Raw genomic sequence first — 24,660 nt, forward strand, 5'->3', positions numbered from 1 at the left:
TTCAAAATCAACTTTAAAATTTTAGCGTAGATTTTACAAATAAATAGGCAAAACATTCATTTAAGGCTTTTTTGGCTCGTTTAAACCATTAAAAAATCTTTATAGAGTTATTTTAAAGCTTCAAAACAAACGTAAAAATACTACAATTTAGGTTCGGAAATAAAATTCTTTTTAACATTTTTACAGAACCTAAATTTCTTATGATACGCCTGAAAATAAGGCATGAACATAAATCCTCCATTTATTTCGGTCCTCACAGCAGCATATTTTTCAAAAAAAACTTCACAAACTTTTGGTTTTTATTATATAAAATTTAACTTTGTCTATAGGATTAGTAGAGTTTAAAATAATATTTCAAACCATAAAAACTATTATTGTGAAAACAACAGAAAGCATATTACATTTCATTCTTCCTAAAAAGTACACTTATAACACTTTTTGTTATATGTGTATCTGTTGTTAATACTCTGCTTTTATTCTTTTTGCTTTGAGGTTTTGCATCAAAGTAAATTTCTAAGAAAACACCACCAAAAATATTTTACTGAATTTAAACCAAAAATCTCTCCTATGCCCGTAAGTGCATTGGACGGATTCTTGAAATGATACCTATTATCCAACAAATTAAATGACTAACAACTAAAAAAATCAAAAATGAAAATAATGCAAACGTGTTGCTGTAAATAAAAAAAGCCATTTCTGCGGCAACAGAAATGGCGAGGCTTAAAGAATATTTATCACTAAATCAAGAACACTTTTAGAGTGCTGTATAAACAGTGCTCAGGGCGTCTTGTTAATTACTTAAAACCAATACAAAGAAATGAAAAAAAAGTTAAACATATACATACTGCTGTTTCTACTCTTCATAACGGCAGGAATACAAGCCCAAAATACTACCCCGCTTATTCAGTCAAAATTGGATGGAACTGTTGTAGATGCTATTACAAATCAACCTGTTATAGGAGCTTCAGTTACCATTAAAGGAACAACTCACGGTGTAGTTACAGATGCTGAAGGAAAATTTTATTTTCAGACAGGACAAAAATTCCCTTATACGTTGATTGTAAGCTACATTGGATATAAAAAACTGGAAGTAATTGTAGAGAAAAATCCAGTTATCATTAATCTTAAAGAAGAGCGTCAGGAACTAGATGAATTGGTAGTTGTGGGATACGGAACCCAAAAGAGAAAAGACATTACGGGTTCTGTAGCTTCAGTTCCAAAAGCCAATTTATCTCAAGTGACTTCTTCTGCCGATAATCTTTTAAGAGGTGCCGTTGCAGGAGTTGTAGTTACGCAAAGTTCAGGTCGCCCGGGTGCATCTTCGAGTGTCCGCATACGTGGAGGAAACTCTATTACTGCTGGTAATGAGCCTCTGTATGTTGTTGACGGAATTTTAATTTACAATGACAACAGCAACAGTGGCGCGGGCGTGACCTATGCGGGTGCAACTGTAAACGTTCTTTCTACTATAAATCCAGCCGATATTGAGTCTATCGAGGTTCTAAAAGACGCTTCGGCAACTGCAATTTATGGTTCTCGCGGTGCGAATGGGGTGGTCATTATTACAACTAAAAAAGGAACAAAAGGTCAAGATAACATTTCATATCAAGGCTATTTCGGATTCCAAAATATTTCAAAAAAACTTAAGCTGATGAATGCCAGCGAATGGGCAAGTTTAAGAAACGACGTTCAGGCAAGCATTGGCCAAGCTCCTTCTTTTTCTCCTCAACAAATTGAAGCGTTAAAAACTTCTGGGAACTACGATTGGCAGTCTGCAGCATTCGTAACTGCTGCTCCGGTACAAAACCATAATCTATCTTTTTCTGGCGGAGACGAGAAATCAAGATATGCTGTTTCTGCTGGATATTTTGATCAAGACGGTATTGTTTTAGGCTCTGATTTTAAACGTATTTCGCTTCGAGCAAACTATGAACGAAATTATTCTCAAAAATTCAAATTCGGCGTAAATGCCAATTATACCAATTCTATTGCAAATGGCGTAGGCACAAATGGAGGCGCTTCTGCCGGAAGAAATCCAAATCCGCTTGTTAGTGTCGTTTTGACCGCTCCTGTTGTTCCTATCAAAAATGCAGACGGAACCTATAATGTAACCAATAATCCTTATGCGACTTCTGTAAATGGCTATGTCCCAAATCCGATTAACGATTTGGAAAATACAATCAACGAAACGAAGCTAAACCGAACTCTAACCAGTTTATTTGGCGAGTACAAATTCAATAAAGAACTGACTGCCAAAGTTGCTGTAAGCGGGGATGTTTTAAATACGAAACAAAATTATTATGCTCCTTCAAACACCACTACTGGCGCAGGAACAAAAGGATTGGCTTCTATTGGAGAAAGACAGGTAAGTTCTGTTTTGAATGAAAACACACTGAATTACAACACACATTTTGGCGAAAACCATAAATTCTCAGCTTTGGGAGGTTACACGCTACAGTACACAAAAGGCGAAGTTGTAAATGCTGGCGCTCAAACTTTTGTTAATGATGCCAATACTTACAATGCGCTTCAAGATGGTGTAGCGGTAAAACCTTATAGTGAAGCTTACGAAAGTGTTTTGAAATCTTGGCTGGCTAGAATAAACTATTCGTATAAAGGAAAATACAATTTTACCCTATCAGGAAGAGCAGACGGTTCTTCTAGATTTGGTTCTGAATCACTTTGGGGCTACTTTCCTTCTGCTGGATTTTCTTGGAATATTACAGACGAAGAATTTGCCAACAACATTAAAGGCGTAACCGAAGCAAAACTTAGAATTACAGCAGGAACAACAGGAAACCAAGAAATTGGAAACTATCTTCCTCTGGCTTCAATGGGATCTGTAAATTATTCTTTTGGAGGAACATTGTACACAGGTCTGGCCCCTACCCGACTGGCAAACCCTGATTTGAGATGGGAAAAAACAAATCAGTATAATGTTGGATTGGATTTGTCTTTACTAGACCGAAGAATCAATTTTGTTTTTGATGTGTATTATAAAAAGACAAAAGATTTATTGATCAACGTTCCTGTGCCATTGAGTTCAGGTTATGCAACAGTGCTTCAAAACATTGGTGGCGTTGAAAATAAAGGTTTTGAGGTTGGTTTAACAACTGAAAACATTAAAACAGAAAACTTCGCTTGGAACTCCAACATCGTGTTTTCTTTAAACCGAAATAAAGTTACAGAAATTGGAAATGGCGTAGATCAGTTTTTCCCTGTCGTGCCAAACGGTTCTTTGTTGCAGCAGCAGCCCGTTACTGTAAAAGTAGGACTGCCTTTGGGAACTTTCTGGGGATATAAAACCAACGGAATTTTCCAGACTCAGGAAGAAGTTAACACGCAGCCAAAAATCAACAGTTTGGCAAATACGAAAGTGGGAGACAGAAAATATGTAGATACCAATGGAGATGGCGTAATTACCGCTCTCGACAAAGGAAATTTAGGCACTTCCCAACCCAAATTTGTCGGAAGTTTTAGCAACACGGTTTCGTACAACGATTTTGATCTGAATTTCTCTTTTCAAGGAGCTTATGGCGGAAAAATATTCAATGCTTTAAATCAGCAGTTAGAAATTTCTACACTTGGAACTAATGCCGCAGCCACTCTGAATGACCGCTGGACACCAACAAATCCAAGTAATGAAATTCCGAGAGCTTCAAGTTCTCCGTTAGGAATCGTTTCTGAACGCTATGTAGAAGATGCTTCTTTCTTACGATTAAAATTAATCACCTTAGGATACACTTTACCAAAAAGCGTTTCTAAAAAATTGGGAACAAAAAGCGTAAAAATCTACATCTCAGCAGAAAACCTAATTACATGGACCAAATACACTGGCTATGATCCAGAGGTAAGTTCATACGAACAAAACAACTTATATCCGGGAATTGACTTTGGCTCTTATCCAAACTCCAAAACATTCATCTCGGGCTTGAACGTAACTTTTTAAGTAAAAAAATATCAAAATGAAAAAGATAATCATAACATTCCTTTTAAGTGCCGGTCTATTGGCATCGTGCACCGATCTTGAGGTAACGCCTACCTCTTTTGTCACAGAAGACAATTATTTTGTCACTCAAGATGATGCTACTGCAAGTGTAACCGCTGTTTACGCCTCTTTAAGCCTTGATCCGGGCGAACAGAGTTTATTTGGCCGAAATCTCTATTTCTTAACCGACATGGGATCTGATTACGCAGCTGCAGGAGTTTCTGCTACAAACCCGCAAGTTAGGGCAATGAGCAGTTTGACGCACGATGCTACTAACGACCGCGTTCAGGTAGCATGGAGACAAATTTACAATGGAATTAATCGAGCCAACGTTTCGATTGACAATATTCCGAAAGTATCTGGCTCAGAAGTCATCAAGACGAGATTGATCAATGAAGCAAAATTCATTAGAGCATTGCTATATTTTCAGGCAGTTCGTCTTTGGGGCGGAGTTCCGATTGTGCTGCATGAAGCGACTTCTATCAATTTAGGAGATTTAAAAACAAATCGTTCCACAGCTGACGAAGTTTACAATCAAATCATTAAAGACTTGACTGATGCTGAAGCTTTACCCAAAACATACACAGCGGCAGATGCTGGACGCGCTACTTCGGGAGCTGCAAAAGCTATTTTGGCAAAAGTATATCTGACTAGAAAAGACTGGCCAAATGCAATTGCAAAATCAAGAGAAGTTATAAACGGCGGTTATGGATATGCCTTATTTGAAGATTTTCAGGATATATTCACTAAAACCAAAAAGAACGGGAAAGAGCATATTTTCTCTGTTCAATTTGAGCCAAATCAAGCTGGAAATGGTTCTAGCGGAAGCACTTTTCAAGCTACTTCTTTTACTGGATTTACAGCAACAGAACCGGCAGATATTGTCTCAGACGTTGCTTTGTTTTACGATATCTATGCCCCTGGAGACAAGAGAAGAGATGTAAGCTATGCCAAACAACTGCTAAATCCTGCAACAGGAACGCTTTATACTTTTCCGAAGCCAATCTTCAAAAAATATTTGGATTTAAGCAATCTCGCAACGCCTTCCAATGTTGCCATCAACTTTCCGGTTATTCGCTATGCAGACATCCTTTTGTCTTTAGCGGAAGCGATAAATGAACAAAGCGGACCAACTGCAGAATCGTATGAATTGATTAACCAAGTAAGAAGAAGAGCTTTTGGAAAAGCCATTACAACACCAGATGCCTCTGTTGATTTGGTTGGATTAAACCAAACCAGTTTTAGAGCTGCAATTCAGGAAGAACGCAAAAAAGAATTTGTTCAGGAAGGACAGCGCTGGTACGATTTGGTAAGATGGGGAACATTGGTTACCGAAGTTAAAAAAGTAACGGCTAAAAACTCGGTTTCAGAGCGCAATAATCTGTACCCGATACCGCAAAGCGAAAGAAATATTAACCCTGACGGCTTGCCTCAGAATCCTGGATATTAGTATTCAATGAAATATAAACACATAATCTTGTCATTTCGACGAAGGAGAAATCTCCGCAAGAAACTCGACAAAGATTTGCTAAGCTTTACGGAGCTACTCACAGAGATTTCTCCTTCGTCGAAATGACAAATAGAGACGAAATCAATCTTCTGACAATGAATACCCTAGCCCCGATAGAAGTGAAAATCCTTTTGTGGCGGGGTTCGCCACAAAAGATTGCAACGGATAGCGGGATTAGCTCCTAAAAAAACAAAATATTATTTGAAAACCTTTTAACTAAAAAAATTATACACTATGAAAAATTTAAAAAATAGCATCTCAATCAAAGGCTCTAAGAAGGGGCTTTTGCTTACCGCTTTCTTAATTGCTCAATTAGGATTTGCACAAGAAAATACAGAATTTAAAGGAACCATAGGAAAAACTTTGGCCGATTCCAAAGAATATTGGCCAGATCCCGTTACGGCACCAAAAGGCGCTCCGAATGTGGTTTGGATTTTATTGGATGATGTAGGATTTGGAGCTTCAAGCGCATTTGGAGGTTTAATCAACACGCCTACTTTTGATAATCTGGCAAACAATGGTTTACGTTACACAAACTTCCATACAACTGCAATTTGCGCTCCTACCCGTGCAGCATTATTGACAGGAAGAAATTCAGGAAGAGTTCATGTAAGCGGATTTTCGCACACCATTTTATCAGCAGGTTTCCCAGGTTGGGACGGTAGAATCCCTTCTGATAAAGGAACCATTGCAGAGATTTTGCGTGACAATGGCTATAATACTTTCGCCGTTGGAAAATATGGCGTTACGCCAGACGAAGATGCCACAGATGCAGGTCCGTTTGACAGATGGCCAACTGGAAAAGGTTTCGATCATTTCTACGGATTTTTAGGTTCTCAAACCGACCAATACAATCCTGATTTGGTAGAAGATCAAGTTCATATAAAACCAGATGGGCGCCATTTGAATGAATTAATTACTGATAAAGCCATCAGCTACATTCAGAAGCAGCAGAAAGCGGCACCTGGAAAACCATTTTTCTTATATTATGCACCGGGAGCAGTTCATGCACCTCATCAGGTAGCAGAAAAATGGGTTGAACCATACAAAGGCAAATTTGACGAAGGTTGGGATGTTTACCGCGAAAAAGTTTTGGCTAACCAAAAGAAACTAGGAATATTTCCTCAAAACGCAGGACTTCCAGATCGTAACGCCTTAATTACAGAATGGAAAAAACTGACTCCTGACCAAAAGAAAGTATACGCTAGATTCATGGAAGTTTACGCTGGATTCTTGACGTATACCGATTACGAAATTGGAAGAGTTGTTTATTATTTAAAACAAAGCGGACAGCTTGACAATACTTTAATCTTTGTGGCCATTGGCGATAATGGCGCAAGTAAAGAAGGCACTTTGCAAGGAACAATCAATCAGAGTTTATTTGCTCAAGGAAAAACAGACGAAGAGAACTTTCAAAGCAATTTGAACAATATTGGGGAAATCGGAACAGCAAAAGGTTTAAACACCAATTATCCTTTAGGATGGGCTCAGGCAACAAATGCTCCTTTCAAAAACTGGAAACAAGATGCCCATTCAGAAGGCGGAACTCGCAACCCATTGATTGTTTTTTATCCAAACGGAATTAAAGACAAAGGCGGCATTAGAAACCAATACAGCCACGTAACCGATTTGCTTCCTACTACTTTAGCCATTACTGGAATTAAAGCGCCAGAATATATCAAAGGAATCAAACAAGACATTATTCAAGGTTCATCATTTCAAGCTTCTTTAGATAATCCTAAAGCAGAATCGCTGCATAAAGTGCAGTACTACTACATTTTTGGAAACAGGGCCATTTATAAAGACGGATGGAAAGCTTCTGCCGCGCATTTGCCAGATTCTTTTGCTGTGAAAAAATCTTTAGGCAATAACGAGAAACCCGCTCCAAGCAATTTTGATACAGATGTTTGGGAATTGTACAATCTAAACGAAGATTTTAACGAACGTAATAATCTGGCGAAAAAATATCCTGAAAAACTGGCTGAACTTCAAAAATTATTTGACGAGCAAGCCAAAGAAAACAATCTATACCCATTGATTGACTGGCAGGATGTTTACAACAGAAGAATCCATAATACTGGTGCCGACAAAGGAAAAACAGTTTCTGACTTGATCAAACAGGCTACAAAACCTGGAGGAACAAATAACTAAAATACATAACCTGCAAGGTTTTCCAAACCTTGTAGGTTTCTACTAAAAAAACAAATACCTACAAGGTTTAAAAAACCTTGCAGGACATAAAATGAACGATTATGAAACGAGTAGATTATGAAATTATCGGAAAAAAGATTGTCGTTGGGATAATCTTGTTCTTAGTTCCTCTGGCCATTCTTGCTGGCGGACTAGCAGTAGTAAATCAATTTTTAAAATAAGAAATCATGGCAATAGTTCAAAAAGAAAAATTAACGAGAGACTTAACCATAAGTTTCTTCATTTACAGTTTGCCTGTTGTGGCAATTTACCTTTATTTTAAATTAACAGGCGGAGCTGTAAGCGAATCGCATATTACGCTTCCTTCATTTTTAGAATTTGCCCAACCTGTTTTTGCTAACATCAGAACTTGGGGGCTAACAGTCTTTATGATCGTTTTAGGAATCATTGAATTTGCGGCTGGATTATACGATGATGAATGGACAGGCGAAGAACGCAAAATTGACATTGTTTGTTTCTTAGCTCCAAAATTGCTTTTGCCTCCTGTAATTGCATTTTTCAGCTTAACCGCTTTGCCTTATCTATTGCCAAATTTGGCTAATTCACTATCGTGGGTCCCATTTTGGGGAGGTTTTTTCTTAATTGCAATTGCAGACGATTTAACCCAATATTGGTATCACAGATTGCATCATCAGGTTCCTTTTTTGTGGCGTTTTCATAGAACGCACCATTCAGCTCCATACATGGGAATGGCAATGGCTTCTAGACAAAACTTTATTTATACGGTTTTCTTCTCTCAAATTTATTTGACGGCGACTTTAACGTATTTAGGTTTAGGGCTTCCTGCGTTGTTTGTTTTAGTAATCAAAAGTTTCATCACTTTAGGAGCGCACTCCAGCATTCCATGGGATAAACCTTTTTACAAATACAAAGTATTGCATCCAATTGCGTGGGTTTTAGAAAGACTGATTTCTACTCCTGCAACGCATCATGCACACCACGCAGACACAAGCGGAGACGGTGTAGGACATTTCAAAGGAAACTTCGGAAATATGTTCTTCATCTGGGATGTCATTTTCGGAACAGGATTGATTACTCGCCAATATCCAAAATCATTCGGAACAAAATCGTACAAACAAGAAGAATGGTACGCTCAGTTTCTTTGGCCGATTTTTAAATCTAAAAAAGAAGGAAGTTCTCTTGCCGAAGGCGTTTTGTCACTTCCGTTAAAACCTAAGGCTGCTGAAGAAACCCCTGCGCCAGTATTAGAAAGAGTATAATACTTCTCGATTATGAAAAATAAAATTCTAAAAACCAGCATAACAGCAATTGTCTTTTTATGGACAGTTGCTGCTTTTTCTCAAAATGAAATCCATAGCTCATTGTCTCTGGATTCTTTTTATTCGAAAATTAAAAGTCAAAAAAATCCACAGATTGTTGACGCGAGAACGCCTGAAGAATTTGCATTGAATCATATTGAAGGTGCGGTAAATTTTAATCTTCAGTCTGAAAATTATGCGCAATCTGTTGCTAAATTAGATAAGTCAAAACCTGTTTTTATTTATTCTATCGGAGCCGGCAGAAGTGTCGCCTTAGAAAAAGAACTATTAAAAAACGGTTTCTCAGAAGCCTATAGTTTGGAAGGCGGAATTGCAAATTGGATTGGAAACGGAAAACCTTTTTACTCCAACCTAAAAAGCAAATTGTCTTTGGCTGAATTCAATACAATCATTGCTGAAAATAAAACCGTTTTGGTTGATATTGGCTCAAAATACTGCGGCGCCTGTAAAAAAGTCAAACCGCTTTTAGAAACCATTAGATCAGAATATGGTTCAAACTTAAAAATCGTAGAAATTGAGCTAGAAGACAGTCCGCAAGTTATTGCCGATTTAAAAACCGTAAAAGTTTTCCCTACTTTGATTTTATATCAAAACGGAAAAATCGTTTTTAAGAAAGAAGGCATCAACGATTTGAAGAACGAAGTTGATGTAGCACTGGTTTCGAAATAGATATTTCAAACTTTGTCAAAGTTTTAAACTTTGACAAAGTTAATCAGTGCACTGCTTGTCAGGCTGAGCGATCCCGAGACTTCGGGAGAAGCCTCGGAATGACAAAAAATACTTGTAAACCTTTATCAAAATCTTAAAACCTTGAGAAAGGTTACTCAAAAACCAACCAAAAACCATACTATGGCAACCTATAAAAAAATAACCAAAATTGCTGTTCCCATTTTAATAGCGCTTCTCATTCTGGCAGCATTTTTATTTTGGCCGATAAATACGGATGGCACTTTAATCAAAGAAGACCAAAAACTGGCAGAAGGGAAAAAAGAATTTTTAGCTTCAAAACCTAAAGATTCCGTTACTGGGAAAAAGACCAATATTATTATTCTCCTCGCAGATGATTTAGGAAAATACGACATTTCGCTTTACGGCGGAAAATCGACACCGACACCCCAAATCGATTCTCTAGCAGCTTCAGGAGCTACTTTTACAGACGGTTACGCCTCTGCCGCAATCTGCTCGCCCTCACGTGCAGGACTGATCACAGGAAGATATCAAGAACGCTTTGGACATGAATATCAGCCCGGAGATCGCTATCCTAAAAACAATCTTGAATATTATGCTTTTAAATATTTAATCAAAACGGACGGTTGGAAATTAAATGACAAGATCGATTATCCAAACGAGGCCTCTATCAAAACGCAAGGACTCCCTAAATCTGAAATCACTTTTGCCGATTTAGCCAAAAGGCAAGGTTACAGCACAGGAATTATCGGAAAATGGCATTTGGGCCACAACAAAGGATTTTTTCCTTTAGATCGAGGTTTCGATTATCATTACGGATTTTATCAGGCGTTTTCGCTTTTTGCTCCCGAAGATGATCCAGATATTATCAATCATCATCATAAAGATTTTACAGATAAGACCATTTGGGGCAATGGCCGTGTCGGAATTGGACAAATTCGCAGAGACACTACAATTATTGATGAAAAAGCCTATTTGACAGAAAAGTTTGCCGAAGAAGCAGAAGCTTTTATTGATAAAAATAAAAACAAGCCTTTCTTGCTCTACATTCCGTTTAATGCTCCTCACACGCCATTTCAAGTTCGAAAAAAATATTACGATCGTTTCCCGAATGTAAAAGACGAAAACAAACGTGTCTATTTTGCCATGATCAGCGCTTTGGATGATGCCATTGGAAGAATTCGCGAAAAAGTCAAAAAAGAAGGTCTTGAAGAAAATACCTTAATCATTTTTGTCAGTGATAACGGCGGTGCCGATTATACTTTTGCGACAACAAATGCACCTCTTAAAGGCGGCAAATTTTCTCATTTTGAAGGCGGCATCAATGTTCCGTTTGCGCTTTCGTGGAAAGGAAAAATAAAACCTCATACCGTTTACAAAAACCCTGTAAGCACTTTGGATATTTTTACAACAATCGCATCAGCTATTGGTTCTGAATTACCAAAAGACCGTATTTATGATGGTGTAGATTTAATTCAAACAATAAATGAAAACAAAGTAGCGCACAAAGATTTATATTGGCGCTCTGGCGATGCAAAAGCCATTAGAAGCGGTGACTGGAAACTAATCATCAGCGGAAAAACGCATGAAAAATGGCTTTATAATCTTGCCTCTGATAAATCTGAAATAACAGACCTCTCACAAAAACATCCAGAAAAAGTAAAAGAATTGCAAACTGCGCTGCAAACTTGGGAAAAAGGTTTAATTAAACCACTTTGGCCCAATTTAACTTATTATGAATTCGATTTTGGCAAACAGAAATACTTTGTTGATTTGTAAGCCTAAGTTGAAACCCAACGAAATAATTACTTTTTTTGATATTTTAAGTAATTATAAAAAAAGCGATTGTTGTCAGGGCAATCGCTTTTTAATAAAAATGAAATGGTCTACAAAAAAAGCAGCAAATTAATTTGCTGCTTTTTCGTTTTACCCCAAAAAGGAGTGTTATTTTTTAAATTCATTCAAAGATTTCTCAATAATTTGCAGACATTCTAGAATTTGCTCTTCGGTCATTACCAAAGGCGGCGCCAATCTGATTTTGTTTCCGTGAGTTGGTTTTGCCAATAATCCGTTATCTCTAAATTTCAAGCAAATTTCCCAAGCCAGATCAGATTCTTCATCTGTATTGATGACAATGGCATTCAAAAGACCTTTTCCGCGAACCAGCGTAATCAAATTATTTTTTTCAGCTATTTTATTTAGTCCCTCTCTCAAAATTACTCCCAGACGTTCTGCGTTTTCAGCCAGTTTTTCGTCTTTAATCACTTCAAGAGCAGCAACCGCTACAGCAGCAGCAACAGGGTTTCCTCCAAAAGTAGAGCCATGCTGTCCCGGTTTGATCACATTCATGATTTCGTCATTGCATAAAACTGCAGATACCGGATAAACTCCGCCAGAAATTGCTTTTCCTAAAATTAAAACATCAGGCTGCACATTTTCGTGATGAACTGCTAACAATTTTCCAGTACGTGCAATTCCAGTCTGAACTTCGTCAGCAATAAAAAGTACATTATGTTTTTCGCAAAGTGCTTTCGCTTTCGCCAAATAACCTTCAGAAGGAACGTAAACTCCTGCTTCACCCTGAATTGGTTCAACCAAAAACCCTGCGATATTTTTTGATGAGTTCAAAGCATTTTCAAGCGCTTCAAGATTATCGTATTCTATTTTGATGAAACCATCTGTAAAAGGCCCAAAGTTTTTGCGTGCCGTTTCATCATTAGAAAATGAAATGATAGTCGTTGTTCTTCCATGAAAGTTATTCTCGCACACAATAATCTGGGCTTGATTTTCTGGAATTCCTTTTACTTCATAAGCCCATTTTCTAGAAATTTTCAGCGCTGTTTCAACTGCTTCGGCACCCGTATTCATAGGAAGAACTTTATCGAAACCAAAATATTTCGTTACATATTCTTCGTAATTTCCTAGCTTATCATTGTAAAAAGCACGAGAAGTCAAAGTAAGTTTTTGAGCTTGCTCTACCATTGCGTTTACAATTTTAGGGTGACAATGCCCTTGATTTACTGCAGAATAAGCAGATAAAAAATCATAATATTTCTTTCCGTCAACATCCCATACATATACGCCTTCACCTCGTTCTAAAACTACTGGAAGTGGATGGTAATTATGAGCACCATATTTGTTTTCTTTTTCAATCAAAATTTCTGATTTCGACGAAAGTGTTTTTTCTGTACTTATCATAATATGCTTTTTATTTCTGCAAAAATATTAAAATTAAACCAATAACAATCCAAAAAACAATATTTTGACTTAAATATAACAAAATAAAAGTCAAAACTTAAATTTACACACCTCAAAAAAGGCATATTTATTTTTGAGAAATATGATTCAATGCCTGTTTATTAAAAAAAAGAATTACTTTTATGAATCGCAAAAGACTCAATTTTAAAACGATTTTTACTGAATGGAATTATTAGACGAATTTGATATTAGTATCCTAAAAGAATTAGAAAAAGATGGAAGAATGGCTTATTCTGCGATCGCCACTAATCTAAAAATATCAAATACAATGGTACATCAGCGTATTAACAGAATGATTGAACAAGGTGTAATTGGCGGAATAAGACCAATTATTCAAGAAAAGAAAATTGGCTACGACTGGGCTTCTTTTACTGGACTCACATTAAACAAAGATTCTGATTCTGAAAGAATTATTGAAGCGCTTAAAGAAATTCCCGAGATTACCGAATGCTATTATGTAACTGGTTCTTTTACGCTTTACATAAAAATCATTGCCAAAAATCACGAGCATATGCGCCGAATCCTGTATGAGAAAATTGATGGAATTCCTGGCATTGACAAAACCGATTCTATTGTAGAATTGGGCTGTGCTTTTAAACGAAATATATCATTGTAAAAAGAAAAATTATTCTTTTACAATATGGGTTACAAACCTCACAAGAATTTACTTGTGAGGTTTTTTTGTAACATAATATTTCTGATATTTGTTAAAAATTGAAGAAATCATGAAAAATCCCATACTCATTTTATTCAGTGCAATCTTATTTTCAAATCTTATGAATGCGCAATTAAAACCAGTAAAATATAGCGATGGAAGCCAAAAATTGAATGGCTTATTTATAAAATCTGCTGAAAAAAGCGCTAACAATCCAGGAATCTTACTGCTGCCAGCTTGGCTTGGAATCGACAATGCTTCTAAAGGAATCGCCGAAGAATTGTCTAAACTGGGCTATCACGTTTTTATCGCCGACATCTATGGCGAAGGAAATTATCCTAAAAATACGGGAGAAGCTGGAAAACAGGCTGGTTTTTACAAAACAAATTATCAAGTTTATCAAAAAAGAATAAATGCCGCTCTTCAAGAATTAATCAAATCTGGAGCTAATGCAGATAATATTGTCGCTATTGGCTACTGCTTTGGTGGAACTGGAGTTTTGGAAGCCGCAAGAGGTCATTTGAACATAAAAGGTATTGCTTCATTCCATGGAGGTTTAGGAAAAGATGACAGCAGAAAAAATGAGCCAATTTCTACAAAAGTTCTTATTTGTCATGGAGCAGATGATCCGTTTGTTTCTAAAGAAGAAATCACATCGTTTCAGCAGGAAATGCGTGATGGCAAAGCAGATTGGCAAATGATTTATTATGCCAATGCCGTTCACTCTTTTACTAATCCAGAAGCAGGCAATGACAATTCTAAAGGCGCTGCATATAACGCTGTAGCAGCAAAAAGATCTTTTGACCATTTACAGCTTTTCTTAAACGAAGTCCTGAAAAAATAATTTCTAAAAACAGATACCCAAGAACAAATCATTTAACACAAACCAATGTCACATAATAAAATTAGAGAAGACAAAACTTGTCTAAATTGCAGGCACGTAGTGGAGCAGAAATACTGCCCAAACTGCGGACAGGAAAACAGCGATAGCCGAAAAACTTTTCATCATTTATTTGTTCATTTCTTCGAAGATTTGACGCATTATGAAAATGCCTTTTGGAAAACCATAAAAAATCTTCTGTTCAAGCCCTCAACACTTACAAAAGAATACCTTTCTGGAAAACGTTTGTCTTATCTTGCGCCAGTTCGACTGTATATTTTCATCAGTTTTATTACTTTTCTATTGATTGCAATGTTTCCAAATAATGTCAATGAGCAAATTGATAAAAGTGAGGAAGCACTGAATAAAGAAATTTCTAAAGCTACTGATAGTATAAGCATAAGCAGAAAGGAAGACAAAAGATATTTTCACTTTAAAACGATGAAAGAAATTGATTCGATTCAAAAATATGGAAAAGAAAGCGAGAAGCTGAACGCTTCGTCTTATTGGTTTTCTGAAAAAGCAATTCACGTTACAGAAAAATACACCAAAAAAGAAATTTATGAAAAATTCGTAGAAGCTTTTTTTCATAATCTCCCTAAAATTCTCTTTATCATCATGCCGTTTTTTGCTTTTTTCTTGTGGCTTTTTCACAACAAAAAGAAATGGTACTATTTTGACCACGGAATTTTCACGCTCCATTATTTTTCGTTCCTCTTATTGATTTTCCTTATCATGTTTGTCATTGACAGAGTTTTAGGGCTATTTGGAGAAAACAATTTGCTATCATTTATCTCAGGCACAATCACTTTTGCGGGAACCATCTGGATGTGTTACTATTTTTATCCAGCTCACCATCGTTTTTATGGCGAATCTAGAATCGTGTCATTTATTAAAAGCGCTATGCTCTTCGTAATAAACTCACTTTTTATACTATTTTTACTCATTTTGTACGTTCTTTACACATTTATTAATTTACACTAACTATTTAGAATGAAAAAATTACTCATTTTATTTTTAATTGTTACTGCGTACTCATGTAAAACTACGCAGTCGACAGCATCTAAAGACAATTCGGATCCTTCAAAATATATTAAGGCAATCAGCGAAAAAGATCTTAAGAAAATGCTTTATACAGTTGCTTCTGATGAAATGGAAGGCCGTGAAACCGGTTCTAAAGGACAGAAAAAAGCAGGGCTTTACATGATTGAGCAATACAAAAAAAATGGAATCTCTTTCCCAAAAGGAGCCTCAGATTATTACCAGCCTGTTCCTGCTGCGTTTATGAACGGAAAACGCAATCAGAACCTGCCTGATTCAGAAAACATCTGGGCTTACATTGAAGGCACTGAAAAACCGGATGAAATTTTGGTAATTTCTGCGCACTACGATCACGTGGGAATCAAAGATGGCGAAGTTTATAACGGAGCTGATGATGATGGCTCAGGAACTGTTGCAGTTATGGAAATGGCTAAGGCTTTTGCTAAAGCAAAAAAACAGGGCCACGGACCAAAACGCTCTATTTTGTTTCTTCACGTAACTGGCGAAGAACATGGTTTGCACGGATCACGCTATTATTCTGAAAATCCATTATTTCCAATTGCAAATACAATTGCTGACATCAACATTGACATGATCGGACGTCGCGATGTTGAGCATTCTAATACAAACAATTATGTTTATGTAATTGGTGCTGATAGATTATCATCTGATTTGCATAATGCTGTTGTAGCTCAAAACGACAAATACATCAAAATGGACTTAGATTTTAAATTTAACGATCCGAAAGATCCTAATCATTTCTATGAGCGTTCTGACCACTATAACTTTGCTAAACATGGCATTCCTTCTGTTTTCTTCTTCAACGGAGTTCACGAAGATTACCACGGAAAAGGTGACGAACCTCAAAAAATTGAATACGATGCTTTGACCAAAAGAACTAAACTGGCTTTTGTTGTAGCATGGGAGTTAGCCAATAGAGAAAATAGACCTGTGGTGGATAAGAAATAAACTTCAAAGGTTCAAAGTTGCAAAGTTGCAAAGGTTTCTAAACTTTGACTTCTAAACAAAAAAAAGGATAAGCTTAGCTTATCCTTTTTTGTTACTTTATATTTATTATCTTAAAGTTAGTAAAACCTCTGTAACTTTGAACCTCTGAGCCTTTGCTCCTATTCTAATCATTCATCGAGATCAAAAACTCTTCGTTGTTTTTAGTTTTCTTGAAACGATCGTTTACAAAATCCATAGATTCTACTGGGTTCATATCTGATAGATATTTACGCATAATCCACATTCTTTGCAGTGTTTTTTCGTCTAACAACAAGTCATCGCGACGTGTGCTTGAAGACGTAAGATCGATTGCAGGGAAAATACGTTTATTGGCTATCTTACGGTCTAATTGAAGCTCCATATTACCTGTTCCTTTAAATTCTTCGAAGATAACTTCGTCCATTTTAGAACCAGTTTCTGTTAATGCTGTAGCGATGATGCTTAACGATCCTCCGTTTTCTACATTTCTAGCAGCTCCGAAGAAACGTTTAGGCTTTTGCAATGCATTCGCATCAACACCCCCGCTCAATACTTTTCCAGACGCTGGCTGAACAGTGTTGTAAGCTCTTGCTAAACGAGTGATAGAGTCTAATAAAATCACTACATCGTGACCGCACTCAACTAGACGTTTTGCTTTTTCCAATACTATGTTGGCAATTTTTACGTGTTCTTGCGGCTCTCTATCGAAAGTTGAAGCAATAACTTCACCGCGAACACTTCTTTGCATATCAGTAACCTCCTCAGGACGTTCGTCGATAAGAAGAACAATCAAATAAACTTCTGGATGGTTGGCTGCAATTGCGTTTGCAATATCTTTAAGAAGCATTGTTTTACCTGTTTTAGGCTGTGCAACGATCATACCACGCTGACCTTTACCTATTGGTGAAAACAAATCTATAATTCTTGTCGAAATAGAACTGCCTTTTTCGGCTAATTTGAATTTTTCTGAAGGGAAAACCGGTGTCAAGTGTTCAAAAGAAACTCTATCTCGAACCACTTGCGGATCGTGTCCGTTAATTTTTAACACACGAACCAACGGGAAAAACTTTTCTCCTTCTTTTGGAGGGCGAACCACTCCTTTTACGGTATCTCCAGTTTTTAAACCAAACAATCTGATTTGTGAAGTTGATAAATAAATATCATCTGGAGAAGCTAAATAATTATAATCTGATGAACGTAAAAAACCATAACCGTCTGGCATCATTTCAAGAACGCCTTCACTCTCGATAATTCCATCAAATTCAAAGTCTGAATCCCTGAAATTATTGTTATTCTTTTTATTCTTGTGATTAGGGTTTTGATTGTTATGATTTCCGTTTCCATTGCCATTCCCGTTCTGATTTTGATTCTGATTCGGATTGATCTTTTTTGCAGGAGCAATTTGTGGAGTTTTTTCTGCTGTTTCAGCTACTGGCTCAGAAGCAATTGATTCTGATGGAATTGATTCTGATGGAATTGACTCTGCTGTTTCTTCAGCTGCCGCTTCTTTTATGGTCTCTTTCTCTTTTTTAAGAGCCACTTTTTTCTCGTATGCCGATTTATTGAATTTTACAGCTTTAGGCTCTTTTTTTGCTGCTGATGCTTTATTTCCCTGTGCTTCTGCTGCCGGCGTTTCTGCAATTGGCTCAGCTGTTTCAGCACTATCGTTTTTTTGAACAGTTTCCTCTACTTTATCAAATTCTAAAACGGGAGTATTTTTGGTATTTGCTGCTTTTGTTTTGGCTGGAGCAATTCTAGTACGCTTTGGTTTCTCTTCTTTGATTTCTGCAGCTGTTTCAGTTCTTGGAGTTTCCGTTGGCGCAATAGATGCTTCTTGGTGTGCTAAAATCTGACTAATTAAAGTCTCTTTTTTGACACCAGTAATCTTTATTGTTTTAGCTAATTTAGCTATTTCTTGAAGCTCAGAAAGCTTCATTTCTTTTAATGCAGAAATATCAAACATGAATGTTCTATGAATTTAATTATTTTAAGGAATACTGTAAAAAGAATAGGTAGATAATTAATTTGAAATTGAATTGACCGCAGTATGAAGTGCTTACGGTATTATGATGCAATAATACGAATAAAATTTTATCATACAATAGTATTTTAAAAAAAGAAAATATATTTTTGTAAAACATTTTTAGATCATGATACAAAGAATTCAGACTGTATATATATTTCTAGCTTTTGCTGTAACTGGCATTTTAATGCTTTTTATTCCGCTTTGGACAACTAGTGCAGGAAAGCCATTCTTTTTTATGCAGGACCAGCTTTATACTGTTTTATTAGGCTTAACCACTATGCTAAGCATTATCAGTATTATTTCATTTAAGAAGAGACAAAATCAGTTTGTGCTAAACAGACTGAACATCATATTAAATTTAATTTTATTAGGATTATTTGTATATCGATCACTAAATTTATCTGGAGGGACTGAAGTCTCTGAGAAAGGTATTGGGATGTTCATGCCGATTGTTGCTATCGTGTTATTAGTTTTAGCTAATAAGGCCATCAAAAAGGACGAAGATCTTGTAAAATCTGTTGATCGTTTGAGGTAAACCTATAAACTTAGTTTATTTTGTGCGAAGAAGAACCCGAATTTTGATTCGGGTTTTTTTTTACCCTATTATAATATAAATCAGACCTAAAGAGCATAATAAAAATGTGCTTTCCATGATAAATTTGCATTTTCAAATTCAAATAATCATGACACCAAAAATAAGGATCCATCTTGCAGACGATCACCAGGTCTTAATTGATGGACTATCCAACTTACTTCAAACCGTTTCAAACTTTGAAGTAGCAGGAACTTCTCTAGACGGCACTACTGTTTACGAAGATGTTGTAAAAGATCAAGCCGATGTTTTGATTTTAGACATCAGTATGCCTAAAAAAGATGGCATTGAAACCCTGAAAGAATTTAATGAAAAAAAGCTGCTTTGCAAAGTCATTATCTTATCCAGCTACGACGATTTAAAGATCATTAAGGAAGTGATGAAACTAGGAGCAAAAGGCTATCTGACAAAAAATTGTGCTGGCGAAAACATTATTGAGGCGGTTGAAGCCGTATATCAGGGTCAGGAATATTTTAGCGACGCTGTTAGAAAAAAAATCTTCAATTCCTTTATGGACAATCCAAAATTAAACCGTAATGCTGTAGTTGAAAATCCTCTTTTAAGTCCGAGAGAGATTGAAATCATTATTTTGATTGCTTTGGAATACAGCGGAAAAGAAATCAGCGAACAGCTTTTTATTAGTTCGCACACGGTCGAAACACATCGTAAAAATATCATGAAAAAGCTGAATATAAAAAGTACAATCGGTTTAGTAAAATATGCTCTTAAAAACAATTTGATTAATCCTTAAACAGCTGCATATATGCCTGGTTTACATTTTTTCATCACTTTATTATTATTTTTCGCTGTTAAGGGAGCTCACATTGCACAGCCAAAAGATACTGTAGATGCAAAGGCGCTGAAAACCCAAGCTGTCCATACCACTGCGCCTAAACCTATTGGCAAATCGGAACAGCTGCAAAATAAAAAAATCGTCAGCCTGTCTATTATCCTTACTGTAGTTATTTTTCTTTTGCTTTACTTTTTATATCAAAATAGCAAACTAAAGCAAAAAATAAAACGAAAAGACACGAAGCAGAAAATCCTTCTGGACATCATCAATTCTGGAATAGACTCTCAAGAAGCAGAGCACAAAAAAATTGCTTCTTTTCTGCATGACAATATCAATTCGCTATTATCTTCAGCAGGATTGCATTTAAATACATTTACAGCACAGCATAATATAAAATCGGACGAAATACAGAAGGCAAAAGCCATTTTATCTGAAGCTCATGAACTCTTAAGAGATATGTCTCACGATCTTGTTCCGACGCTTTTGGTGCGCTTTGGATTAATATATTCCTTAGAAGATTTATGCGAAAAGAACTCCAATTCTGCCATTGAATTTGAATTTTCAAGTTCTATTCCCACCAGCAGAAGATATGCCGAAAAATTTGAAATGAAAATCTATTTTATTGTCAGCGAATTATTCAGCAATATCACCAAACACAGCAACGCCAAAAAAGCAAAACTTTCTTTGAACGAAAAAGAGAATCAATTAATTCTGCGCATTAATGATGACGGAATTGGCTTTAAAACCCAAAAATTAAAAGAAGCAGAAGGTTTTGGCTTAAACAGAATTAGAGCTAGAATAAAAAAATACAGAGGCTCGCTGTCAATTGTTTCAAAAGAGAATCAGGGAACTAAAATAAAAATTCAGATTCCCTTGCCACATTAATCACTTCGCTCCTATTTCAATAATTTCGAGATCTTTTATTTTATCATTATCGATCACAAATCTAAGCATGGTTCTCACTTTGTGAAAACCGCTTTTTCCTGCCGCGCCCGGGTTCATGTGCAGTAGGTTGTTCTTTTTATCAAACATGACTTTTAAAATGTGCGAATGTCCGCAGATAAAAAGTTTTGGCGGATTCAAAGCCAATTCTTCTCTAACATTTTGATTATACTTTCCTGGATAACCTCCAATGTGCGTAATCCAAACAGATACGTTTTCACAGAAAAAACGATTATTTAGCGGAAACTCTAATCTTGCTTTTGCATCATCTATGTTTCCGTAAACTGCCCTTAATGGTTTTAGTTTTTTAATCGTATCCGTAACATTCAAATCTCCAATATCTCCAGCGTGCCAGACTTCATCTGCTTGGGCAACATATTTTAAAATTGTGTCATCGATGTGGCTGTGAGTATCGGAAAGGAGAAGAATTTTAGTCATTTTTTTTTTAAAGGTGCAAAGGTTCAGAGGTGTAAAGGTACAAAGGTTTTTGTAGAGACGCACTGCTGTGCGTCTTTCGTTTTTATGTTCACGTTTAGATGTTTTTATATCTATTGGTTAGACGCACTGCAGTGCGTCTCTACAGATATGCATAATAAAAAACCTTTGCCTCTTTGCAACTCTGAACCTTTGCCTCTAAAAAAAACTTTGATGTTGGACGCACTGCAGTGCGTCTCTACAGATATGCATGATAAAAAACCTTTGCAACTTTGCACCTCTGAACCTTTGCCTCTAAAAAGAAAAAACTTTGATGTTAGACGCACTGCAGTGCGTCTCTACAGATATGCATAATAAAAACCTTTGCCTCTTTGCACCTCTGAACCTTTGCCTCTAAAAAAGAAAAAACTTTGATGTTAGACGCACTGCAGTGCGTCTCTACAGATATGCATGATAAAAAACCTTTGCCTCTTTGCAACTCTGAACCTTTGCCTCTAAAAAAGAAAAAACTTTGATGTTAGACGCACTGCAGTGCGTCTCTACAGATATGCATAATAAAAACCTTTGCCTCTTTGCAACTCTGAACCTTTGCCTCTAAAAAAGAAAAAACTTTGATGTTAAACACACTGCAATGCGTCTCTACAGATATGTATGATAAAAAACCTTTGCCTCTTTGCAACTCTGAACCTTTGCCCCTAAAAAAGAAAAAACCTTAGCACCTTAGCATCTTAACATCTTAGAAGCTTTTTTTCATACCTTTGCATTTCAGAACCTCTGTCCCTTAAAATGAGATATTTTATTCAATTCGCTTATAACGGAACACATTATCATGGCTGGCAGATACAGCCAAATGCTTCTTCAGTTCAGGAAACTTTAAATAAGGCTTTTTCGGTTTTATTAAACGAAACTATCAGCATTATGGGTGCTGGAAGAACAGATACTGGTGTTCATGCGAGTGAAATGTACGGTCATTTTGACACAGAAAAGACTTTGGATATTCCGGTTTTAGTTTATAAATTGAATTCGTATCTGCCAAAAGACATTGCTATTTTTGACATTAAACTAGTTCATGATGATGCGCATTGCCGATTTGATGCTACAAAGCGAACTTACGAATATCATATCAATACCTTCAAAAACCCATTTTTACAGGAATTGAGCTGGTATGTTACACAGAAACTTGATGTGGATTTAATGAATGAAGCCGCGCAATTATTATTGAATCATACCAACTTTCAGTGTTTTTCAAAAGTTAATACTGATGTCAACACTTTTGATTGCACGATTTTTGAGGCCTTTTGGAAACAGGAGGACGGAAAGCTGATTTTTACCATTTCGGCAAATCGGTTTTTAAGAAATATGGTTCGCTCAATTGTGGGAACTCTAATTAATATAGGGTTGCACAAAATCACCCTGGCAGATTTTGAAAATATTATTGCCAGCAAAAACAGAGAAAAAGCGGGGTTTTCTGTCCCGGCACATGGTTTATATTTGACCAATATTTATTACGATTATTTATAGCTATAAGCAATAAGCTATAGGCTTTAAGCACTAAGTGTTAAGCCTATTGCCTAAAGCCTAAAGCTTAAAGCTTGAAAAAACAAATGAAAGCAAAAGCATTCGACACAGGATTATTCAAACGAATTTTAAAATATACCCGCCCTTACAAATGGCGCTATTACGGCGTAATTATTTTTGCTATTTCGCTGTCTATTTTTGCCGCGCTTCGTCCTTATTTACTTAAAGAAACGGTCGACGGCTATATCAAAACCCACGATAAAATGGGATTGCTGCTGTACATCATTCTGATGGGGGTGGTTTTGCTTATGGAAGTCTTTTCTCAGTTTTACTTTGTGTATTGGGCAAACTGGCTTGGTCAGGACATTGTAAAAGATATTAGAACCAAACTTTTTCAGCATATTCTGAGTTTTAGAATGAAGTATTTTGATTTGGTGCCAGTTGGACAATTGGTTACACGTGCCGTTTCGGATATTGAGTCGATTGCTCGTATTTTCAGCCAAGGTCTGTTTATGATTATAAGCGATTTGATGAAAATGGTTGTGGTCTTGATTTTTATGTTTTACATGAACTGGAAACTGACTTGGATCGTTGTGATTGCGATGCCGATTTTGGTTTATGTCACTAGAATTTTCCAACGCAAAATGCAAGTAGCTTTTGAAGAAGTGAGAACTCAAATTGCGAATATGAACTCGTTTGTACAGGAGCGCGTAACGGGAATGAAAATCGTGCAGCTTTTTAACCGCGAAAAAATCGAAGCCGAAAACTTTAAAGAAATCAACAACAAACATAGAGTCGCTTGGATTAAAACTATTTTGTACAACTCCATCTTCTTCCCTATCGCCGATATTATTTCGTCTATCACTTTAGGTTTGGTTGTGGTGTATGGCGGTTTTAGAATTTTGAATGGAGATCATTTTACCACGTTTGGAGATTTATTTTCTTATACCATGTTTATCGGAATGCTTTTTAATCCGTTGAGGCAAATTGCAGATAAGTTTAACGAGATGCAACTGGGAATGATTGCTGCCAATCGTGTTTTTGATATTATTGACACTCAAGATCATATTCAGGATACAGGAACAATTGAAGCTCCTGTTTTTGAGGGAAGCATCGAATTTAAGGACGTTCGTTTCAGCTACATTCCAGAAGAGGAAGTTATTAAAGGAATTGATTTATCGGTTTTGGCTGGGCAGACTATTGCTATCGTGGGGTCTACGGGTGCAGGTAAATCGACGATCATTAATTTATTGAATCGTTTTTACGAAATCAACAGTGGGATAATCTGCATTGACGGCGAAAATATCGAAAACTACACTTTGGCTTCTCTTAGAAAACAAATTGCTGTTGTTTTGCAGGATGTGTTTTTGTTTGCCGATACGATTTACAATAATATTACTTTGCACAATCCGGCAATTACTCGAGACAGGGTAATTGATGCCGCGAAAAAAATAGGTGTTCATGATTTTATTATGAACCTTCCGGATAATTATGATTTTGATGTAAAAGAGCGAGGCGTTATGCTTTCTTCTGGACAGCGCCAGCTTATTGCTTTTTTACGTTCTTACGTGAGCAATCCAAGTATTTTGATTTTGGATGAAGCTACTTCTTCGATCGATACGTATTCTGAAGAAATGATTCAGCGTGCAACAGAAACGATTACAAAAGGAAGAACTTCTATTATTATTGCACATAGATTAGCAACAATTGTAAATGCAGATAAAATTGTGGTGATGGATAAGGGATTGATTGTTGAACAAGGAACCCATCAGGAGCTATTGCTTAAAACTGATGGCTACTATAAAAATTTGTATGACTCGCAATTTGCTGTGGCAAATTAAGTCATAATGTTGCTTT

18 protein-coding genes are annotated in these 24,660 nt (G+C 36.4%); 15 read left to right on the plus strand and 3 right to left on the minus strand.

All coding sequences use genetic code 11. From position 1 onward, the window contains the following. The first annotated feature begins 817 nt into the window (after positions 1-817). The 6 genes from N4T20_RS19530 (at position 818) to N4T20_RS19555 (ending at position 11,455) form a co-directional block, all read left to right on the plus strand. Complete coding sequence (locus tag N4T20_RS19530; RefSeq protein WP_260670734.1) at positions 818-3,949, plus strand: SusC/RagA family TonB-linked outer membrane protein; 3,132 nt, start codon at positions 818-820, stop codon at positions 3,947-3,949. 16 nt (positions 3,950-3,965) lie between these two features. Beyond that, entirely contained in the window at positions 3,966-5,438 is a 1,473-nt protein-coding gene (locus N4T20_RS19535; protein WP_260670735.1) for a RagB/SusD family nutrient uptake outer membrane protein, read from the plus strand. Between the two features lie 294 nt (positions 5,439-5,732). Further along, on the plus strand, positions 5,733-7,649 hold the full coding sequence (locus tag N4T20_RS19540) for an arylsulfatase (RefSeq protein WP_260670736.1): 1,917 nt from the start codon (positions 5,733-5,735) through the stop codon (positions 7,647-7,649). Positions 7,650-7,876: 227 nt separating this feature from the next. Further along, positions 7,877-8,929: a sterol desaturase family protein gene (locus N4T20_RS19545; protein ID WP_260670737.1), complete on the plus strand. Its 1,053-nt coding sequence runs from the start codon at positions 7,877-7,879 to the stop codon at positions 8,927-8,929. A gap of 12 nt (positions 8,930-8,941) precedes the next feature. Beyond that, positions 8,942-9,658, plus strand: coding sequence for a thioredoxin domain-containing protein (locus N4T20_RS19550; protein ID WP_260670738.1), 717 nt, complete (start codon positions 8,942-8,944; stop codon positions 9,656-9,658). A gap of 180 nt (positions 9,659-9,838) precedes the next feature. After that, complete coding sequence (locus N4T20_RS19555; RefSeq protein WP_260670739.1) at positions 9,839-11,455, plus strand: sulfatase-like hydrolase/transferase; 1,617 nt, start codon at positions 9,839-9,841, stop codon at positions 11,453-11,455. 165 nt (positions 11,456-11,620) lie between these two features. Here the strand turns inward: N4T20_RS19555 and rocD are convergent, their stop codons facing one another. After that, positions 11,621-12,874, minus strand: a complete 1,254-nt coding sequence (rocD, locus tag N4T20_RS19560) for an ornithine--oxo-acid transaminase (protein ID WP_260670740.1) — start codon at positions 12,872-12,874, stop codon at positions 11,621-11,623. A gap of 223 nt (positions 12,875-13,097) precedes the next feature. On the opposite strand from rocD, the gene N4T20_RS19565 reads away from it, so the two are divergent. The 4 genes from N4T20_RS19565 (at position 13,098) to N4T20_RS19580 (ending at position 16,479) form a co-directional block, all read left to right on the plus strand. Further along, on the plus strand, positions 13,098-13,550 hold the full coding sequence (locus tag N4T20_RS19565; protein ID WP_260670741.1) for an Lrp/AsnC family transcriptional regulator: 453 nt from the start codon (positions 13,098-13,100) through the stop codon (positions 13,548-13,550). 109 nt (positions 13,551-13,659) lie between these two features. Continuing rightward, positions 13,660-14,433, plus strand: coding sequence for a dienelactone hydrolase family protein (locus N4T20_RS19570; protein ID WP_260670742.1), 774 nt, complete (start codon positions 13,660-13,662; stop codon positions 14,431-14,433). A gap of 45 nt (positions 14,434-14,478) precedes the next feature. Beyond that, positions 14,479-15,453: a DUF3667 domain-containing protein gene (locus N4T20_RS19575; RefSeq protein WP_260670743.1), complete on the plus strand. Its 975-nt coding sequence runs from the start codon at positions 14,479-14,481 to the stop codon at positions 15,451-15,453. A gap of 9 nt (positions 15,454-15,462) precedes the next feature. Then, the gene (locus N4T20_RS19580) at positions 15,463-16,479 is read left to right on the plus strand and encodes a M28 family peptidase (protein WP_260670744.1); all 1,017 of its coding nucleotides are present in this window, start codon (positions 15,463-15,465) and stop codon (positions 16,477-16,479) included. 163 nt (positions 16,480-16,642) lie between these two features. Here N4T20_RS19580 and rho read toward each other — a convergent pair whose 3' ends face one another. Continuing rightward, a complete protein-coding gene (rho, locus tag N4T20_RS19585) occupies positions 16,643-18,460 on the minus strand; it encodes a transcription termination factor Rho (protein WP_260670745.1) in 1,818 nt (605 codons plus the stop codon). A 187-nt stretch (positions 18,461-18,647) separates the two neighbouring features. Here rho and N4T20_RS19590 point away from each other — a divergent pair, with 187 nt between their 5' ends. The 3 genes from N4T20_RS19590 to N4T20_RS19600 all read left to right on the plus strand — a co-directional run bounded on the left by N4T20_RS19590 (position 18,648) and on the right by N4T20_RS19600 (position 20,793). After that, positions 18,648-19,058: a DUF4293 domain-containing protein gene (locus tag N4T20_RS19590; protein ID WP_260670746.1), complete on the plus strand. Its 411-nt coding sequence runs from the start codon at positions 18,648-18,650 to the stop codon at positions 19,056-19,058. Between the two features lie 148 nt (positions 19,059-19,206). After that, positions 19,207-19,866, plus strand: coding sequence for a response regulator transcription factor (locus tag N4T20_RS19595; RefSeq protein WP_260670747.1), 660 nt, complete (start codon positions 19,207-19,209; stop codon positions 19,864-19,866). Positions 19,867-19,878: 12 nt separating this feature from the next. Beyond that, a complete protein-coding gene (locus N4T20_RS19600; RefSeq protein ID WP_260670748.1) occupies positions 19,879-20,793 on the plus strand; it encodes a sensor histidine kinase in 915 nt (304 codons plus the stop codon). On the opposite strand, the gene N4T20_RS19605 is transcribed toward N4T20_RS19600, so the two are convergent. Then, entirely contained in the window at positions 20,794-21,288 is a 495-nt protein-coding gene (locus tag N4T20_RS19605; protein WP_260670749.1) for a metallophosphoesterase family protein, read from the minus strand. Between the two features lie 783 nt (positions 21,289-22,071). Between N4T20_RS19605 and truA the strand changes: the two genes are divergently transcribed. Both truA and N4T20_RS19615 read left to right on the plus strand, forming a co-directional pair. After that, on the plus strand, positions 22,072-22,806 hold the full coding sequence (truA, locus tag N4T20_RS19610) for a tRNA pseudouridine(38-40) synthase TruA (protein WP_260670750.1): 735 nt from the start codon (positions 22,072-22,074) through the stop codon (positions 22,804-22,806). A gap of 83 nt (positions 22,807-22,889) precedes the next feature. After that, positions 22,890-24,644, plus strand: a complete 1,755-nt coding sequence (locus N4T20_RS19615) for an ABC transporter ATP-binding protein (protein WP_260670751.1) — start codon at positions 22,890-22,892, stop codon at positions 24,642-24,644. Positions 24,645-24,660: the final 16 nt, after the last annotated feature.

Origin of the sequence: Flavobacterium sp. TR2 (genome assembly GCF_025252405.1) — a bacterium.
GTDB lineage: Bacteria > Bacteroidota > Bacteroidia > Flavobacteriales > Flavobacteriaceae > Flavobacterium.

Bases quoted from the DNA above. Each gene is read 5' to 3' on its own strand.
- N4T20_RS19530 (WP_260670734.1), top strand. From the start codon at position 818: ATGAAAAAAAAGTTAAACATATACATACTGCTGTTTCTACTCTTCATA.
- N4T20_RS19570 (WP_260670742.1), top strand. From the start codon at position 13,660: ATGAAAAATCCCATACTCATTTTATTCAGTGCAATCTTATTTTCAAAT.
- N4T20_RS19545 (WP_260670737.1), top strand. From the start codon at position 7,877: ATGGCAATAGTTCAAAAAGAAAAATTAACGAGAGACTTAACCATAAGT.
- N4T20_RS19550 (WP_260670738.1), top strand. From the start codon at position 8,942: ATGAAAAATAAAATTCTAAAAACCAGCATAACAGCAATTGTCTTTTTA.
- N4T20_RS19600 (WP_260670748.1), top strand. From the start codon at position 19,879: ATGCCTGGTTTACATTTTTTCATCACTTTATTATTATTTTTCGCTGTT.
- N4T20_RS19605 (WP_260670749.1), bottom strand. From the start codon at position 21,288: ATGACTAAAATTCTTCTCCTTTCCGATACTCACAGCCACATCGATGAC.
- N4T20_RS19580 (WP_260670744.1), top strand. From the start codon at position 15,463: ATGAAAAAATTACTCATTTTATTTTTAATTGTTACTGCGTACTCATGT.
- N4T20_RS19565 (WP_260670741.1), top strand. From the start codon at position 13,098: ATGGAATTATTAGACGAATTTGATATTAGTATCCTAAAAGAATTAGAA.
- N4T20_RS19575 (WP_260670743.1), top strand. From the start codon at position 14,479: ATGTCACATAATAAAATTAGAGAAGACAAAACTTGTCTAAATTGCAGG.
- rocD (WP_260670740.1), bottom strand. From the start codon at position 12,874: ATGATAAGTACAGAAAAAACACTTTCGTCGAAATCAGAAATTTTGATT.
- N4T20_RS19535 (WP_260670735.1), top strand. From the start codon at position 3,966: ATGAAAAAGATAATCATAACATTCCTTTTAAGTGCCGGTCTATTGGCA.
- N4T20_RS19615 (WP_260670751.1), top strand. From the start codon at position 22,890: ATGAAAGCAAAAGCATTCGACACAGGATTATTCAAACGAATTTTAAAA.
- N4T20_RS19595 (WP_260670747.1), top strand. From the start codon at position 19,207: ATGACACCAAAAATAAGGATCCATCTTGCAGACGATCACCAGGTCTTA.
- N4T20_RS19540 (WP_260670736.1), top strand. From the start codon at position 5,733: ATGAAAAATTTAAAAAATAGCATCTCAATCAAAGGCTCTAAGAAGGGG.
- rho (WP_260670745.1), bottom strand. From the start codon at position 18,460: ATGTTTGATATTTCTGCATTAAAAGAAATGAAGCTTTCTGAGCTTCAA.
- N4T20_RS19590 (WP_260670746.1), top strand. From the start codon at position 18,648: ATGATACAAAGAATTCAGACTGTATATATATTTCTAGCTTTTGCTGTA.
- N4T20_RS19555 (WP_260670739.1), top strand. From the start codon at position 9,839: ATGGCAACCTATAAAAAAATAACCAAAATTGCTGTTCCCATTTTAATA.
- truA (WP_260670750.1), top strand. From the start codon at position 22,072: ATGAGATATTTTATTCAATTCGCTTATAACGGAACACATTATCATGGC.